A 16,587-nucleotide genomic window follows, 5' to 3' on the forward strand; every position below is an offset into this window, starting at 1 on the left:
ATATTTTTTATGCAACCGATAAAACGCATCTTTCCGCTCCTGCTGCTTACCATTCTCTTTCTTTCAATGGTATCCTGCAGTAAATACCTGGATGTACAGCCGGAAGACAAGTTCCTGGAAAACCAGGTATACGGCAGCCAAACATCTATCCGTAATGTGATCAACGGCATCTATCTGAACCTGGCCAAACCCGCGGTGTATGGCCGTGAGCTTACCGCTACCACCCTCGATGTGCTGGCCCAGTATTATAACTGCGCGGCCACCTCCCACCCTTTTTATACAACGTTTGGGTACAAATACACAGATGCCACTGCGATGTCGCATACCACCGCTATCTGGAACAATGCCTACACCGCTATCCTGAATATCAATCTCTTTATTCACAATGTAGATAGCACCAACAATGTATTGAGCGCGGAAGAAAAAAATCTGCTGCTGGGAGAAGCATACGGTCTAAGGGCGTTTGTGGCCTTCGATTTATTGCGGCTTTTCGGACCGGTATATACCACCGACTCCACTAAAACGTCTATTCCCTATCCCGTTACACCGGAATCAAAAATAGAGGCGTTATTGCCCGCTAATACCGTTATCACAAATGTGCTGGCTGATCTATCGACAGCAGCCACCCTGCTGGAAAAAGACCCGGTACGCACGGCTGGTATAAAGGCACCGGATGCTATGGCAGATAAATTCTTCAGTCTGCGCAACCGCCGCATGAATTATTATGCCGTGAAAACCCTGCAGGCAAGAGTGCTGCTCTACAGGCGCGATAACACAGGCGCTGCCGCCACAGCAACAGCCGTGATCAATGAAGCCACTCCCTGGTTTCCCTGGAGTCCTTCTTCCCTCTCCGCTCCCGGCATTGTGAACCCGGACCGGATCTTTTCTTCCGAAGTTATTTTCGGACTGGAAAATGCAGATATGTATGCCACTCAAACCAGCTGGTTCGCTGCGAGTCTTAACACCAGCCTGCTGGCGCCGCTGCCGCAGCGGCTTACCGCCATTTATGAAGATTATAACAACGATTACCGGTACCGGATCAACTTTGATGTAGACAGAACTTCCGTACGGACAGACAAAACCTTCTTCAAATATGCAGATATACAAAACAAAAACCTGCTCTACCGGAAACTGCAACCTTTAGTGAGGCTCACAGAACTGTACTACATCGCTATAGAAGGAGAAACCGACGACAGCAGGGCCTCCACCCTATTGAATACCGTACGCTACAACAGGGGCCTGCCTCCCGTTACCATCAATGGCGATAAGAGGAACCAGCTTACTAAAGAATATCAGAAAGAGTTCTGGGGAGAAGGGCAGCTGTTCTACTATTACAAACGCATCAATCTTCCGGCCATCAACAGCGGCTCTTCCGCCAATGCCACCATTGCCATGACGCCGGCAAAATACGTAGTGCCGCTTCCGCTATCCGAAACCACTTTCAGATAAGAAGCCTTTATTCTTAAATGTATCAATGCAAATAACATGAAGATTTTTCCAATATACTTCCTCTTGCTCACCGCTCTCGTAACCGGATGCGCCAAAAGTGAACTGCTGCATTACACAGAAGAAAGCAATGTCTTTTTTTCCTATTCCCGCTTCGGCACCAACTATGATACTATCATGATCAATTTTGCCTTCCGGGGAAACAGAACAGAAGACAGCGCCGGGTTTTATGTAAACCTGCTGGGGAAAGTCACCCCGGATAACCGGTTGTTCAATATGACAGCAGATCAATCCAGCACCGCTGTAGCGGATAAACATTATCGTTTACCCGTTAACGATAGTTTATTTATTCCTGCCAATGCCAACCAGAAACTGGTGCCTGTTAAGATCCTGCGGCCGGCAGACCTGCGCGAAAAAACAGTGTCGCTGTTTCTGAAGCTCAGTCCCAACAACAATTTTCAAACAAACATGAGCGTGTTCAATGCTGCAGCGACAGACGTTATATCTGCCACCAACCTGGAAATTATCATACAGGATATCCTTCCCAAACCTGATCTCTGGGATAACAACACCAGCGCGCTGGGCGCTTATTCACGCAAAAAACTGGAACTGCTCGTTGCCAACCAGTCGCTCTTGCTGGCGAAATTTTACACGGGTACACTGTACTCCACCACACAGCTCACCAACTACTCCAGGCAGTTCCAAATCTATTTAAACAACCAGAAGAACGCAGGTAAAACAATTACAGAAGAAGATGGAACCGAAATGAAAATGGGGTCCGCTGTTCAATAATATTCTTTCATCTTATTCATCAACAAATATGAACACTCATCATTACAAACCAATATTGATCTCTTTCATCTTTGCACTGCTATTGTCGGCATGTATGAAGGATAAGGGCAACTACACCTATACACCCATCAACAGTATCACTATACAGGGAGTAGACTCCGCTTATCTGTTGGATTACGGCACACGTTTGCAGATTAAACCGGTATTGAAGTTTTCAAAAGATGATCACGAGGATACTGCCAACTATACCTATAACTGGGTGGCGGATCACCTGGTAGGATACACCATGGCGCCCACCATCATTTCCACCTCGAGGAACCTTGATACCGTGATCACGCTTGACTACGGCCTCTACGCAATGTACTATCGCGTTACCGACAAAAAGACCGGCGTATTCACCGACAGCTATTTTACACTGAATGTAGGCGCCCCCTCCTATGAAGGATGGATGATGCTGTGCGATATGGAAAATGGTAACAGCCGCCTGGATATGATTTCACACAGTGGTAACACCGATACATTATACCGCGATATCCTCAAAGAAGTACGCTCTGCTTACAAAACAACAGGCACGCCTGCTTTTATAGCCACCCAGTTTTCACAGCTCGGAGGCCCTACCAACGGATCTCTCGGCATATTTGTAGCCACCAGCAAAAATGCCGTGCTTCTCGGACTGGACTCCCTGGATTATGTACCCGCTTACGACCTGAAGAATTTTATGCAGGCGGCGGAGCCTGTTACCGACTGGACAGGCGCCGACATTTCCCTCCGGATGTATGGTGGTTTGCTTTATGTCAATAACAATATTTATGGAATCGGTTACAGCTCCATTACCAACCCGGTGAATACCCAGGACGGAGGTTCCGCGCTTTTCAAACCATCGCGCTGGACCGCTCAAAACACGTCAGGCCAGTCGATCATCTTCAATGAAGATACCAAAACGTTTCTGCGCTATCCCGGATCAGGTACTACCTGTCTCACACTTCCCGCAGGAGACCTCTTTAATTTCAGCACCGGCATGGACCTGCTCTACAGCGCCTTTGCTCCATTCAACAGCGGCGAAGTATTTGCTGTGCTGAAAAACAGTACGACCGGTAAACGTTACCTGGCAAGGTTTACAGTGCCCGGTAAACAGAACTATTTTGCAGAAATCACCGGCGACGGTATTGCCGATGCCGAAAACTTTGCAGTGAATCCCGATCTTGGCTACCTGTTTTACAATGTAGGCGGTAAGGTGTATGAATATGATCACGCCACCAAACGCAGTATCCTGATGCATGATTATGGTAACAGGAAAATTTCACTCCTGAAATTCCAGCCATTTGCCTCCACATACGCCAGCGCTTCCAACGCCGCTTACTACATCGGGCTGAGTAAAAAGCTACTGGTGGGTACTTATATCCAGGGCCAACCGGAGAACTCCGGCATACTGGATATCTATAACGTTCCTGACATCAATGCACCGTTACAACTGTATAAATCATATGCAGGAACGGGTAAAATTTCCTGCATCGCCTACCGCGAACGATAAACATCTATCTAAAAAATTTATAAAAATGAGAAAAGTCAAAACCAACCTCCTCTTCCTGCTCCTGGTCCTCACGGCCGGTGCAGCCCATGCCGGGCAGCCGTTTACCATTAACGGCAGCCTGCGCAAGGCAGACAACCAAACATGGGCGCATGTTTACTACCAGCTGGATGGTAAACGCATCCATGATTCCGCAAAAATCACCGATGGCCGCTTCACCTTAACAGGCAATATAGCTGAACCGGTAAAATCAGTTATTTCCATTATTACTCCTTCGTCAGGAACAAGACCCACTTTTACAGGCGCTTATTTCTACCTTGAAGCAGGAAATATCACCGTTACCAATGCAGATACCAGCAGGCAACTGCGTATAGGCGGCACTCCGCTCAATGAAGAATATAGCCGGCTGGAACAGGCACTCAGCAAGGCTTCTGCGCGTCAGGCAGATACTGCATTAAACAGCTATGCAGCCATCGCCCAACGCCGGCAGGATGTTTACCGCGAATTCGTGGCAAAGCACCCTGCTTCACAGATCAGTCTGGATCTTGTATTGAACGATATCGGCGGAGCGGCAGACATGATGCAGAAAGAAGCCCTGTTCAATAATTTATCGCCCGCACTGAAAAACAGCACAGCCGGAGTGGCATTTACTCAAAGAGTGGAACAGGCCAAACTGTTGCTGCCGGGAAAACCCGCACCCGACTTCACAGAAAAGGACACCGCCGGCATCGCCGTTTCCCTGAAAGATTTCCGTGGCAAATATGTACTGATCGATTTCTGGGCCAGCTGGTGCATGCCATGCAGGGCGGAGAACCCGCATGTACTCAATGCCTATAATAAGTATAAAGACAGGAACTTTACTATACTCGGCGTTTCACTGGACAAGTCCAGGGCCGACTGGATAAAGGCCATCAAAGAAGACAATCTTCCCTGGAAACAGATCTCTTCACTCGATCCGCAAAATGCAGAAGGCGCTAAAAAATACGCCGTCAGGTTTATTCCGCAGAATTACCTGATTGATCCGGAAGGAAAAATTATCGCCAGCAATTTAAGAGGCGAAGGGTTGGATAAACTCGATGAATTATTGAAGTAGCAAAAAGAAACCGCTGCAAACAAATGTTTACAGCGGTTTCTTTTTATATACAATACATTATACTGCCTCAGCATGTACAATCGCCGCCACTGGCGGCGCCACCACCGGCACCGGTTCTTCTGTTACTTCATCTCCAACCACTGGTCCGTTATGCGCCAGCTCACTGCCCTCTTTCTTCGATTTAAAAATAGGCCATAACAACTGCGCATACCATTCTTCTTCCTTATAATGTTTCAATCCATAAGCACTTGGATACTGACGGGTGATGATGCCTGTACCAAAAATAATATCCCAGATAAAAAACATATTCCCAAAGTTACCTTTGTAGTATCCCACACCATCATCTGTAGTATCTGCATGGTGTGCATGATGCGTGGCGGGCGTTGAAATTAAACGCTCCATCACCCATGCTACCGGGTTCAGCCACCGGATGGTATAAAATGGCTTATCCCATTTAATGCTGGAATGCGCCGCAGTAGTAATCAGTGATTTTATGCCGCCTACAAAAAGCGCCGGGTAACCAAGACCCAGATAAGTAAGCGTTACTGTCAGGTAGATCTGAGAAAAGAAGGCGGTGTAAATAATATTCTGCCTGCTCGTCATCGCCATGCCCATATAAGGCGCGGAATGGTGCGTACGGTGAAAACGCCATAACAGGGGTAATTGATGATGCAGCCGGTGATACCAGTACTGCGTTAGATCATCAGCGACAGCCATGATGGCAATGCCCCACCAGAACGGCACCCAGGCAAATGCATTCTTCGCATCAGGTAAAACAAAAGGCAATAACTTCAACCCGAAATAAGCAATCATCGGACGCAGCACAATTTTCGGAAGTATAAAACATACAATATCCAGTGTGCGTTCATTCTTCGTCCACTTATTTTCATACAATCCTACAGAAAATTCCACAATCCCCACTACCAGCATAATAGCCGGTAATCCCCACGTTTTGAGGTTATTAAATACGGCCTCCAGGAATGCCGGCGCGCGGAAGGAAAGATGCTCAGAAGTGGCATTCAGCCACGGTTTGCTGCCACTGATATAAAACGACAGAAACATGAGCCCTATCGGCAATACATATAGCAGTAAACTAATCAGGGAGTCCTTCAGGATCACCTGCGTCTGCGTTTTTGCTGTTGTTGTCATACTTATCTTTTTTATGTGATCAGTGATGTTGATTAAATAAAAAGTGTATCAGCCAGATACTGCCGGCGATAATCACCAGCGGTATCAGGAATATCAATATGCCGATGGCAATTTTTTTTGTTAATAAAACAAGATCTGCTAACGTCATAATAATGCATTTAAAGTGAAGGATGTATAATTTCGATATGGTTAAGTTTACCGGTAAAATTGTAAGGCGATTTATACAATGGCGATACCGCAGAACCCTGATCCCTTCCCACATCCAGCCCTTCGTCATAAGGGGAAATAGTAGCATCGGCTTTACTGATGGTGCGCTCCGCTACCTTTTCATCATTGATATATAATGACTCTGTACCTGCCGGGTCTGTGAGTTGTGAAGCCGGTGTGTATTTCAATTCATAGCGGAGTATGGCTTTTCCCAATGGGAGATCTTTACCCGAAGTAAGATCCGTTAACCGACCGTTATTGTTATGCACAGCTTTCAGTTTCCCTTGTTGTACAAAAAAAGTAAACCCTGAAAAACGCCCGCCTGTGCTTAATAACACACCTTCATTCTTTGCATCACTCAGCTCCACATCTGCTTTGATGATAAACGACTGCTCTGAAAGAAACGGCGCGGAACGCGAAGGCACTTGTGTAATCCCCGGATACAATATAGCGCTGGCGCGGCTATCCAGCGGACCATGGGTAAGGATAGCAGGGGTAAGACGGGTAGTATCTCCCAGCAAGGGATACACTTTATACTTCCATGCCTCTTTGTCAAAAAGACTTTGCAGCTCTTTCAGCTTTGCCGGATCACTTGCGGCGAGATCATGTTGCTCATTAAAATCTGTATTCAGGTTATACAGTTCCCACTTGTCTGTGGAGAACGGCGTACCGCGTTTATGGCTTACGGCAGCTTTCCAGCCATCTTTGTAGATAGCGCGGCCACCGGCTATTTCGTAGTATTGCACATGATGCCGGCCCCGCGCATTTTCATTGTTGATAGTATAAGCTAAACTGATTCCCTCCAGCGTATCCTGCGGATAACCATTAATTATTTTAGGCACCTTTAACCCTGCAATTTCCAGCACCGTAGGCGTTACACTGTTTACATGTGAATACTGCGTACGGATGCCTCCTTTTTTGATCAGCTTTGGATAGAAGATCACCAGCGGGTTACGGGTACCACCTTCGCTGTTGGCATCCTGCTTGAGATAACGGAAAGGCGTGTTCGCCGCCTGCGCCCAGCCCACCGGGTAGTTGGGCCCGGACTCCGGACTTCCTATCTTCTCATACAAACTATCAATATCCTTTATTCTGCGGTCGTAATTCTCGGTAAACAAACTACCATCGATGTACTCATTAATGCCATGCACATGACCGCTCAAACCGCCTTCTTTGCTGGCGCCGTTGTCGCCAATGATAAGCACGATCAGCGTATTATCCAGCTGCCTGGTATCACGCAGGTAATTCACCAGGCGGCCTACTTCATAATCCGTGTGGGAAAGAAATCCTGCATACACTTCGAAGAAGCGGGAAAATACTTTCTTCTCCGTGGCGGAAAGCGATTCCCACGGCTTCACGCCGGGATTGCGCGGTGGCAGCGTTGCATCCTTTGGTACCAGTCCCAATGCCTTTTGCCGCGCCAACACCTGCTCCCGGTATACATCCCAGCCGGCGTCAAATTTACCTTTGTATTTATCCACCCATGACTTGTCTACCTGGTGAGGCCCGTGTGTGGCTCCCGGTGTAAAGTACAGGAAGAAAGGCTTATCAGGCGCTGCAGAATGTTGTCCGGCGATATAGGAAATTGCTTTATCCACCAGCACGGTAGTAAGATGCTTTCCCTGCAGATCCGGTTCTACCTTCACCGTATTTTCCCAGAGTGCAGGCGTATACTGGTCTGTTTCTCCGGCCATAAATCCGAAGAAGGCATCAAACCCGCGGCCTGTGGGCCAGCGGTTAAAAGGCCCTGCCGGCGTAAGATCCGGGCTCGGCGTTACATGCCATTTACCAACAGCATATGTGTTGTATCCATCTTCTCTTAATATCTCCGCTACCGTACCTTTTTCAAACGGCATGTAACCGTTATGACCTGGCAGGTTCACTGCCGCATCAATCACTGTAGGTACATTCACAGAATGATGGTTGCGGCCCGTTAGTAAAGAGGCACGGGTGGGCGAGCAAATAGCAGTAGTGTGAAAATTCGTATAGCGCAAACCGTTATTAGCCAGGCTATCAAAAACGGGTGTTTCCACTAACCCGCCAAACGCACTGCTGGCGCCCCATCCCACATCATCCAGCATCACATAAATAATATTGGGCGCGCCGGCCGGTGCAACAGGATTAAAAGGCGTTGGCGTAATAACCGTTTGTGCAAGCGTAGTACCTGGCTTTCCGGCATAACTTTTCTGCGGGCTGTATTGCGCATAGGCGCCTGATGCAACGCCCAGCAGCATCAACGAAATAAAGGGTCCGGATGAGGTTGAAAATTTCATTACTTATTGTTTAGTTGGCTGATAGTTTTATTTGTCCCACCACAAGGCAGGTGTTTGATATCCCGATCCTGCGGGAGTATTATTATTCAGTGTCTGCTCATTCTGCGGATAAGGAATCCTCCTGGGTATTTGTCCGTTTGGATTGGCAACGCTGGTCGCGTTCTTAGCCAGCGGCAATGCAGGATAGCCTGTCCGGCGGTAGTCCGACCACGCTTCCGGTTGCAGGAACAAGGCAATATATTTTTGGGTAATGATCGTGTTCAGATCACTGCCGGAGTCACCGTTTAATATAGCCTTTGCCGTTATATATGCCTGTTGCTTCTCCGGTGTGGCATAAGGGTCTGTGCTGTTGCTTACTACCCGTTGAAAAGAGGAACGTATTGCTGCTTCCAGGGCTGTTTTTGCCAAAGGGTCCGCAGGATTTATTCTCCACCGCGCTTCTGCTTCCAGGAATTTTGCTTCGGTGAAACTGCTGATCACCACCGGTGAAGTGGCTGTTCCATAATAACTGCCAATCACTGAAAACGCGCCAGGCACGCCCGGAGCGCTGCCTCTGTAAGTATTGCTGCCCACGGGGTAAGGAGTGGCAAAATAAGCACGTCTTGGGTCTACCAGCAGTCCTTCCGGCTTGGTAGGATCATCCGTTACCGCATTTCCATTCAACAGGTTTACAAAAGAAGCGCCCAGTCCTATCCATCCCGGCCTGTTGGTGTTCTGCTGATAGAAAGGATTCGCATTGGTAGTGGATGCGCCGAATATCACCAGTGCATCTCCTGAGTTATCGGCTATTCCCCTGTAGCGGGCGCCATCATATAACGCATTCAACACGGCCTGTGCAGCAGTGGTGCTGTTTATTTTAGTAAGATGTATAGCATATCGTGCTTTCAGGGTATACGCAAGCGATTTCCACCGGTCAATGTTACCGCCGTATATCACATCATCTGTAGCCGGCAATGCCCCCTGGTTGCTGGCTGCCGGCAAGGAAAGCTCCGCGATAGCGGAGTCCAGCTGCTCCTGCAGCGACTTATAAATATCCTCCTGCTTATCATACGCGGGATTGGTAATGTTGTTGCCATACAATGATTCCTTGTAGGGAACATCTCCGAAAAGATCCGTTAAAGTACCATAAGTATATACGCTCAACACCCGTGCAATACCGCTGTAATAGGGCAACTGCTGCTGCGTGGCAGTAGTTCTCACAATCTTCAGTTCATCCAGCACTTCTACATAAAACCCTCTCCAGGTTTGGTTAAAATACTGGGTGGATGAAGCGTAGTTATCAAAAGAGGCGGCATCACCGTTAGCGCCGGAAGCCTGCTGGATATAGATATTGGCGATCAGTCCTGCGTTAACGCCCAGGTTAAAGCCGAGCGCTACTTCTGCACCGGTTAACACCGCGCTAACGGATACCTCCGTAGAGGCGTTAGGGTTAACGTTGGTACCTTCAAGTGAGCAGGACGCCAGCCCGGCTAACATACTCACTGCAATAAATAAACGTCCGATATTAGATGGATATATTTTCATCTTGCTGATTACTTAATAGATTAAAAAGAAACGTTCAATGCCACGCCATAGCTTTTTGTGTTGGGTGTTGTCCAGAAGTCAATACCCGCGGCGTTCGACAAGCCATTGCGGCTTCCCAGATCCGGATCACTGCCGGTGTAATTGGTGGAAAGCAAAAAGTTCCTGGCCGTCAGCGTAACACTCGCTGCTGATATGTGCGCAGGCTTCAGCAACTGCGCAGGTAAAGCATATGTAAGATTCACATCTTTGAGCTTTATCCAGTAGAGATCATGCTCCACATACAATCCCTGTATATTGAAAGTATTACGGTACCACGCCTGCGACAACACTGCACTAATGGTATTAGGCTCTCCCTTTGAAGCGGTAACGCCGTCAAAAACAGTGGTAGTGCCTCTTGCAGCCGTAGAAGCATCTACGCCGTTAAACACCATCTGCAAACGCGGCGCATTGAACAGGTCAAAACCAAAGCGGCCATCCAGCAAAAACGAAAAGCTGAAGGAACCGTATCTCAGTTCATTACGCAGCCCCACATTGAAATCAGGATTTGGATCTCCTATTTTGGTGAACGTGGTATTCACCAATGGATAGCCGTAGCTGGCACTGTTGGGGTTATCGTCGATGATGGGTTTTCCTGCTGCGTTACGTTTTACATCGGTGCCATAAAACACGCCATAGGGCTGCCCCGCCTGGCCCCTGGCTTCCATCCATATGCCACCAAGACTAACACTGGAAATATTATCAGCGATATAGTTTACACGGCTGATGTTTTTGTTAAACAAGGCAGTGGCGGTCCATGAAAATTTTCTGCCGCTGACAATGCGCTGCAACAGGCTGGCTTCAATTCCTTTGTTAACGATATTACCGGCATTGGTAAGCGTATAGGCGGCACCGGTAGAGTAAGGCAGCGTAACCGGTATGATCTGGTCTTTACTGCTGTTGTAATAATAAACTCCTTCCAGTTGTGTTTTATCATGGAAGAAATGCAGGTCCAGTCCGGCTTCCCAGGTGCTGATGCGTTCCGGTTTAAGATCGGGGTTGCCGATAGTAGCGCTGTAACTGAGTCCCTGTTTGCCATTGAATGGAAAACTGATTCCGCTCTGTATCCAACCGCTGCTGGTAGTAGGCACATAATAGGTTTCAAGGGAATACGGATCGGCGTCATTACCCACCTGCGCATAAGTAGCACGTATCTTACCAAAATTCAGGATTGTATTATTCAGGTGAAGCGCATCTGTAAAAATAAAACTTGTACTGGCAGAAGGATAAAAGAATGCGTTCTTTCCTTTGGCCAGCGTGGAAGTCCATTCGTTCCTTCCGGTAAGCTCCAGGTATAACCACTTCCTGTAATCCAGCTTTACATCTGCATATCCGGCTACCAGTTTCCTGCGGATAGTTTGATTAAATGTTTGGGTAGATGATGCATTGGAGATATTAAAATTACCAGGGATCGTTAATCCGTCGCCACGGGTATTCACCTGGTTCTTCCAGGAGTTATAATAGTTGTATCCTGCCACTACGGTAAGATCCAGGTCTTTGTTCAGCTTCCTGTCGGCCACCAGTAAAACATCCAGGTTGTTATCCCTCCTGGAATAATTTACATCATTGATGGTGCCGGTAGCTACGCCGGAGGTACCACGACTAAAAGCGCCTTTCCTTACATCAGTATAGTTATCGATGCCATAACGGGCAGTGGCTTTTAACCAGCTCGTAATATCCAGGCTGGCTTCCGCAAAGGTGATGAAGCGGTTCAGCTCATCGGTTTGTGGATTCATGTTAAGCGACCAGTATGGATTATCCCAGCCAATACCATTGGCATAGGAACGGCTGTCGCCCCAAGGCTTGTTGGTAGTAGCCGGCAACTTATAGGATTCAGGATGTTCCCAGGGATTGGAGTAACCATTTGTGATGTCAAAGTTTGCCGGAGAATTGATCAGGGCACGAACCACGTTGGTATTGAATCCTCCCATCAACGCCCTGTTACCGGCGCCATCCTTGATGTAATTGAGGCCGCCGGACACTTTCAGCCGGTCGTTCACGGTATAGTCGCCATTAAAGCGGAAGGTATGCCGGAAGAAATCTGTTGTCGGAATAATGCCTGTCTGTTTCAGATTTCCATAAGAAAAATAATAACCGGCATTACCTGTGTTGCCATAAAAACTGATGTTATGATCATTCGTATAGCCGTTAACGAAAAACTGCCCGATATTGTCGTACCTGTTCACCGGTATACCATTGGACAGCGGAGAGCTTCTCCCTACTATGGTACCGTTCTTATCAAAGTTGCTGGGCTGCGAGCTGTAGGTAAGGGTATCCAGCAAGGCGCCCCAGTTTTCATCAGAGCCCGTTGTGCCTGGTTTCACATACTGCCCGCCGATGCCATTTGAAAAACTGGTTTGACGTGGTTGCATGCGGCGGTTTATTTTATCAATCGTAAATGATCCGCTATAGCTTACGCCAAAAGATTTATCTGTTAGGGAACTGCCTCTTTTTGTATTGATCACCACCGCGCCGTTTGACGCCCTGATGCCATACAATGCAGCTGCTGCCGGGCCTTTCAGCACGGTTACACTGGCAATGTCTGCGCTGTTGATATCAATGGCCCTGTTAGATGGTGTAGCCAGCGAAACACTGTTTGACACAGGAAGAATATCCTGGATAGAATTATCTACCGGTACGCCATCTAAAATAAATAACGGCGCATTATTGCCCAGCAGGGAACTGTTACCCCTTATTTTTATGGTAGATGATCCACCGGGGGAGCCACCGGAGTTATTGATCTGCACACCAGCTACCTTTCCGCTGAGTGCCGCTACTATGTTAGGTTCCCGGCTATCTTTCAATGCAGCGGCTTTTACTTCTCCCACACTATAACCAAGTGACCGCGTAGCACTTCGTATACCCACTGCCGTTACTACTACTTCGGATAGCGCCTGCTGTTGTTCCAGCTTTACTATTTTGTTCAGATCGTTTTTGGTAATCAATACTTCCTGCGACTGATATCCAATAAATGTAACGACGATGGTTTGCGGTAATGTCAGCAGGCTTAACTGGTATGTTCCGGTAGCATCTGCCAGCGTGCCGGTGGCGCCGCCTTTGACGCGCACGGATGCACCCGGTAATGCTTCCTGTGTTTTATTATCAATCACTTTTCCTTTCAACAGCACAGGCGCCTGTGAATAAACGCTGCTGGTAAAGGACAACAAAGCAGCACACAATAGTGTCTTTCGTAAATATTTAAACATACAAAGGGAAATTAGATGTTGGAAGAATTGGACAATAGACGTCCATGATGACCACGCTATGTGTCATTTAAATAATCGGATGTGCCAATCGGAAAGGCCGTCTAACAACAACAGCAACACACGGATGTCACTGGATCCGCGTTAAAATTCCTGTTGCTTCTATTGTTGTACAATAGCTGATTCATTGTTGAAATGTTTATTAAACTGGTTGATCAGGTCGCCTCTGTGTGAGACAACTTCAATAAAGAACACTAATCAGATTTGCTTTGTATGGTGGGGACAAAGACTTTGGTGGTGGTAAATTCTATTAGTCTACTATTATTGTAGACAAATATACAACCGGCTTTTGGAAAACGCAAGCACCGGGCAAAAAAAAGTTTTCGGGTGGGTGAACTTGCGCGCTGGCAGGGCGGTTTGGGGGTATAGAAAAAATCCGGGTGGGGAACAGGGCTATTCTTTACTTTTGATTTATGGTACATCCATTAAGAGCGCATATAGAAACGGTCTGTAAGCTGACAGATGAAGAGTTTGAATATGTTTTATCCCATTTTACTCCTTTAAAGCTCAAAAAACACCGGTTGCTGGTAAGAGAGGGCGATTGGGTGAAACACGAGTATTTTGTACTAAAGGGATGTTTGCGGTCTTATATTACGGATGCTGACACCGGCAAGGAATTCACCTATCAGTTTGCCGCAGAGAATTGGTGGATATCGGAACGGGAGGCTTTTTTAAAACAAACTGCCGCCACTACTGCTATTGAATGTGTAGAAGATTGTGAGCTGCTGGGACTGAGTTTTGAAAACCGGGAGAAATTAGGCCGGGAGATGTGGAAATATGAACATTATGTAGCAGTAAAAACAAGTCTTGGATATGTTGCGTTGCAAAAAAGGCTGCAGTTAATGATTATGGGTAGTACAAAAGAGAGGTTTGAGAATTTTGTTAACCAGTATCCAGACTTGTATAGTCGTGTACCAAAAGCCTTTATAGCTTCTTTCCTGGGCGTTTCAAGGGAAACCATAAGCCGTTTATACCGAAAATAATGGCAGATTTATCACATTTTTAAAGTGATAAATGCCTTCCCGCATGGAAAATAAGTATGGGAATTTTGTAGGATAATTTAATAAAAATGAAATCTCTACATTTATTTTCCCTGAGAGGGACATTCGTATTATTGCTGCTGTTGAACGGATTACTTTCTGTAAGATCACAACCTTCAGCCCATAAACTACCGGCCCAGCCGGGGTTCTATTCCATGCAGCTGGGCGATTTCCAGGTAATCGCATTGTCCGACGGAACGATTCCGCTGAACCTCACCGCATTGCTGCATGAAAACCAAAAAGGTGAAGTGATGGATCTGCTTCATCAAAACTACCTCGACACCACGGTTGAAACCTCCATCACAGCTTACCTCGTGAGGGCGAACAATCAACTGATACTCATCGATGCAGGATGCGGCAGCTTCCTGGGGCCAACCCTGGGAAAATTAAAGAAAAACCTTGTTGCCGCGGGTTTTCATCCGGAAGACATTAGTGCAATATTGCTGACACATCTTCACGCAGACCACGTAGGCGGCCTGGTAAACGGGGATAAAATTGCGTTTCCTAACGCCACCGTATATATCAGCAAGCCGGAAGCTGAGTTTTGGTTAACTGCCGCCAATAAGAAAACCGCCAATAAAAGGGCGCAACCATTCTTCGATCCCGCGCAAGCCGCTATGATACCTTATCAAAAGGCAGGTAAGGTAAAGGTGTATGATCCGGGTACACAACTTTTTCCGGGCATTTCATCGGTGAATTCGCCGGGTCATACTCCCGGTCATAGCTGCTACGCACTGGAGAGTAAAGGACAGAAACTCGTTTTTTGGGGAGATATGATTCATGCCGGTGCGGTCCAGTTCGCCGATCCTTCGGTGACAATCGATTTTGATGTCGATTTATCCGCTGCCGCTGATGAGCGTAACAAAGCTTTTGAGAATGCAGTTAAAAATGGTTACTGGATTGCAGCGCCTCATCTTTCCTTTCCGGGAATTGGCCATTTACGTGGTGATGCACAGCATTATCAATGGTTACCCGTCAATTATTCCATTAATTAAATTGCTTTTAACAGGTGAGAAAAAGGAAGCATTAAGCCATCCGTTTTGATGGTTTAATGCTTCTACTCAATAGTGCAACTATGTTGCATTTATAAATTAATGCGTATCTTTATTCCTGAAGGCTGGCATAAAATGTTTTATCATGATCGAAATATTCAAAACAAATATCCGCGAGGCAGAACAGGTATTAAAGGCGCTTACAAATATTTTTCCGGATGCAGACATTACCTCCGACCCCGGTAATGGCGGTCAACTAATCCGTGTGGAGGCGCCCGTAATCCATTCAGACAAAATCATCTCAACTATCAAGGAACTGGGATTTGAGTGCGCCATACAGGAAGACGAAACCGGGGCTTTCTGGGAATCCAGCTTTATTGAAAAACAAACAATGTGGGGATTTGAACCCGCTGAATCTACCATTTTAGCAAAGGATTTTTTTATAGAAGAAGGAATTAAAGATATATTGATCCCTGGTATCGGGTATGGCAGAAATGCAAAGTTATTTGTGGACAATGGCATAAAAGTAACAGGCATTGAAATCTCAAAAACAGCCATTGATCTGGCGAAAAGCCATTATGGAGATGAAATGAAAATCTATCATGGCTCAGTAACCGCCATGCCATTTGATCATCATTTGTATGATGGCATCTTTAGCTATGGATTAATTTACCTGTTGGATACCGAAGAACGGAAAAAGTTTATCCGTGACTGTTATGCTCAGTTGCAACCCAACGGATACCTGTTCTTCTCTGTCATCTCTAAGCAATCACCTAATTATGGAATGGGCAAACAAATAGGCAAACACCGCTTTGAAGCTACGAAAGGAGCCAAAATATTTTTCTATGACGAGGAATCTGTAAAAGAAGAATTCGGAAAATATGGATTAGTAGATTTCTTTGAAATTGATGAACCTAATAAGGTGATGCCGGATAAACCGGCCTTCAGGTTTATAATTATAAAATGTAAAAAAGAAGGATAGTAAATAAATAGTGTTTTGTACTGCTTTTTTTGGGAGAAAAATATGCATCCGGAATTTAGGAGCTAAAAGGATGACTGAAACTAGTTCTTTTGCTGCAGCGCGGTTATTCCCAACCAGTAATTCCCTGGTTTGACTTATTATCTGGCAGAATAAAGGGTGTAACTGGGGCAGCGTTACGTTTTAAAGGATCAAGTTGAAAAGTTGGGGGATAAGACAAAAAATAGTTGTTTTGCAGCAGATTAGCCAACGAAACACGTGGATC

11 protein-coding genes are annotated in these 16,587 nt (G+C 46.5%); 7 read left to right on the plus strand and 4 right to left on the minus strand.

Annotated features, from left to right (window positions below; all coding sequences use genetic code 11):
- Nucleotides 1–9 precede the first annotated feature (9 nt).
- Genes V7S65_RS14875 through V7S65_RS14890 form a run of 4 tightly spaced genes read left to right on the plus strand, consistent with a single transcriptional unit; the run spans nt 10 to nt 4,859 of the window.
- The gene (locus V7S65_RS14875) at nt 10–1,449 is read left to right on the plus strand and encodes a RagB/SusD family nutrient uptake outer membrane protein (RefSeq protein ID WP_336386642.1); all 1,440 of its coding nucleotides are present in this window, start codon (nt 10–12) and stop codon (nt 1,447–1,449) included.
- Nucleotides 1,450–1,485: 36 nt separating this feature from the next.
- Nucleotides 1,486–2,238, plus strand: a complete 753-nt coding sequence (locus V7S65_RS14880; RefSeq protein WP_336386641.1) for a DUF4843 domain-containing protein — start codon at nt 1,486–1,488, stop codon at nt 2,236–2,238.
- A 28-nt stretch (nt 2,239–2,266) separates the two neighbouring features.
- Entirely contained in the window at nt 2,267–3,769 is a 1,503-nt protein-coding gene (locus tag V7S65_RS14885; protein ID WP_336386640.1) for a PKD-like family lipoprotein, read from the plus strand.
- Between the two features lie 25 nt (nt 3,770–3,794).
- Nucleotides 3,795–4,859, plus strand: coding sequence for a TlpA disulfide reductase family protein (locus V7S65_RS14890; protein ID WP_336386639.1), 1,065 nt, complete (start codon nt 3,795–3,797; stop codon nt 4,857–4,859).
- A gap of 57 nt (nt 4,860–4,916) precedes the next feature.
- Here V7S65_RS14890 and V7S65_RS14895 read toward each other — a convergent pair whose 3' ends face one another.
- From V7S65_RS14895 to V7S65_RS14910, 4 genes are all read right to left on the minus strand, one after another.
- The gene (locus V7S65_RS14895) at nt 4,917–6,008 is read right to left on the minus strand and encodes a sterol desaturase family protein (RefSeq protein WP_336386638.1); all 1,092 of its coding nucleotides are present in this window, start codon (nt 6,006–6,008) and stop codon (nt 4,917–4,919) included.
- A 158-nt stretch (nt 6,009–6,166) separates the two neighbouring features.
- Nucleotides 6,167–8,488 carry an arylsulfatase gene (locus tag V7S65_RS14900; RefSeq protein WP_336386637.1) on the minus strand — a complete coding sequence of 774 codons (2,322 nt, stop codon included), beginning with the start codon at nt 8,486–8,488 and terminating at the stop codon, nt 6,167–6,169.
- Nucleotides 8,489–8,515: 27 nt separating this feature from the next.
- Nucleotides 8,516–10,012, minus strand: a complete 1,497-nt coding sequence (locus V7S65_RS14905; RefSeq protein ID WP_336386636.1) for a SusD/RagB family nutrient-binding outer membrane lipoprotein — start codon at nt 10,010–10,012, stop codon at nt 8,516–8,518.
- 20 nt (nt 10,013–10,032) lie between these two features.
- Complete coding sequence (locus V7S65_RS14910) at nt 10,033–13,254, minus strand: SusC/RagA family TonB-linked outer membrane protein (RefSeq protein WP_336386635.1); 3,222 nt, start codon at nt 13,252–13,254, stop codon at nt 10,033–10,035.
- Between the two features lie 470 nt (nt 13,255–13,724).
- On the opposite strand from V7S65_RS14910, the gene V7S65_RS14915 reads away from it, so the two are divergent.
- The 3 genes from V7S65_RS14915 to V7S65_RS14925 all read left to right on the plus strand — a co-directional run bounded on the left by V7S65_RS14915 (nt 13,725) and on the right by V7S65_RS14925 (nt 16,325).
- The gene (locus tag V7S65_RS14915; RefSeq protein WP_336386634.1) at nt 13,725–14,294 is read left to right on the plus strand and encodes a Crp/Fnr family transcriptional regulator; all 570 of its coding nucleotides are present in this window, start codon (nt 13,725–13,727) and stop codon (nt 14,292–14,294) included.
- A gap of 86 nt (nt 14,295–14,380) precedes the next feature.
- Nucleotides 14,381–15,346 carry an MBL fold metallo-hydrolase gene (locus tag V7S65_RS14920; RefSeq protein WP_336386633.1) on the plus strand — a complete coding sequence of 322 codons (966 nt, stop codon included), beginning with the start codon at nt 14,381–14,383 and terminating at the stop codon, nt 15,344–15,346.
- Nucleotides 15,347–15,488: 142 nt separating this feature from the next.
- On the plus strand, nt 15,489–16,325 hold the full coding sequence (locus V7S65_RS14925; protein ID WP_336386632.1) for a class I SAM-dependent methyltransferase: 837 nt from the start codon (nt 15,489–15,491) through the stop codon (nt 16,323–16,325).
- Nucleotides 16,326–16,587: the final 262 nt, after the last annotated feature.

The sequence above is a fragment of the Chitinophaga sp. CCNWYY40 genome, assembly GCF_037483205.1.
Taxonomy (GTDB): Bacteria; Bacteroidota; Bacteroidia; order Chitinophagales; family Chitinophagaceae; genus Chitinophaga; species Chitinophaga ginsengisegetis.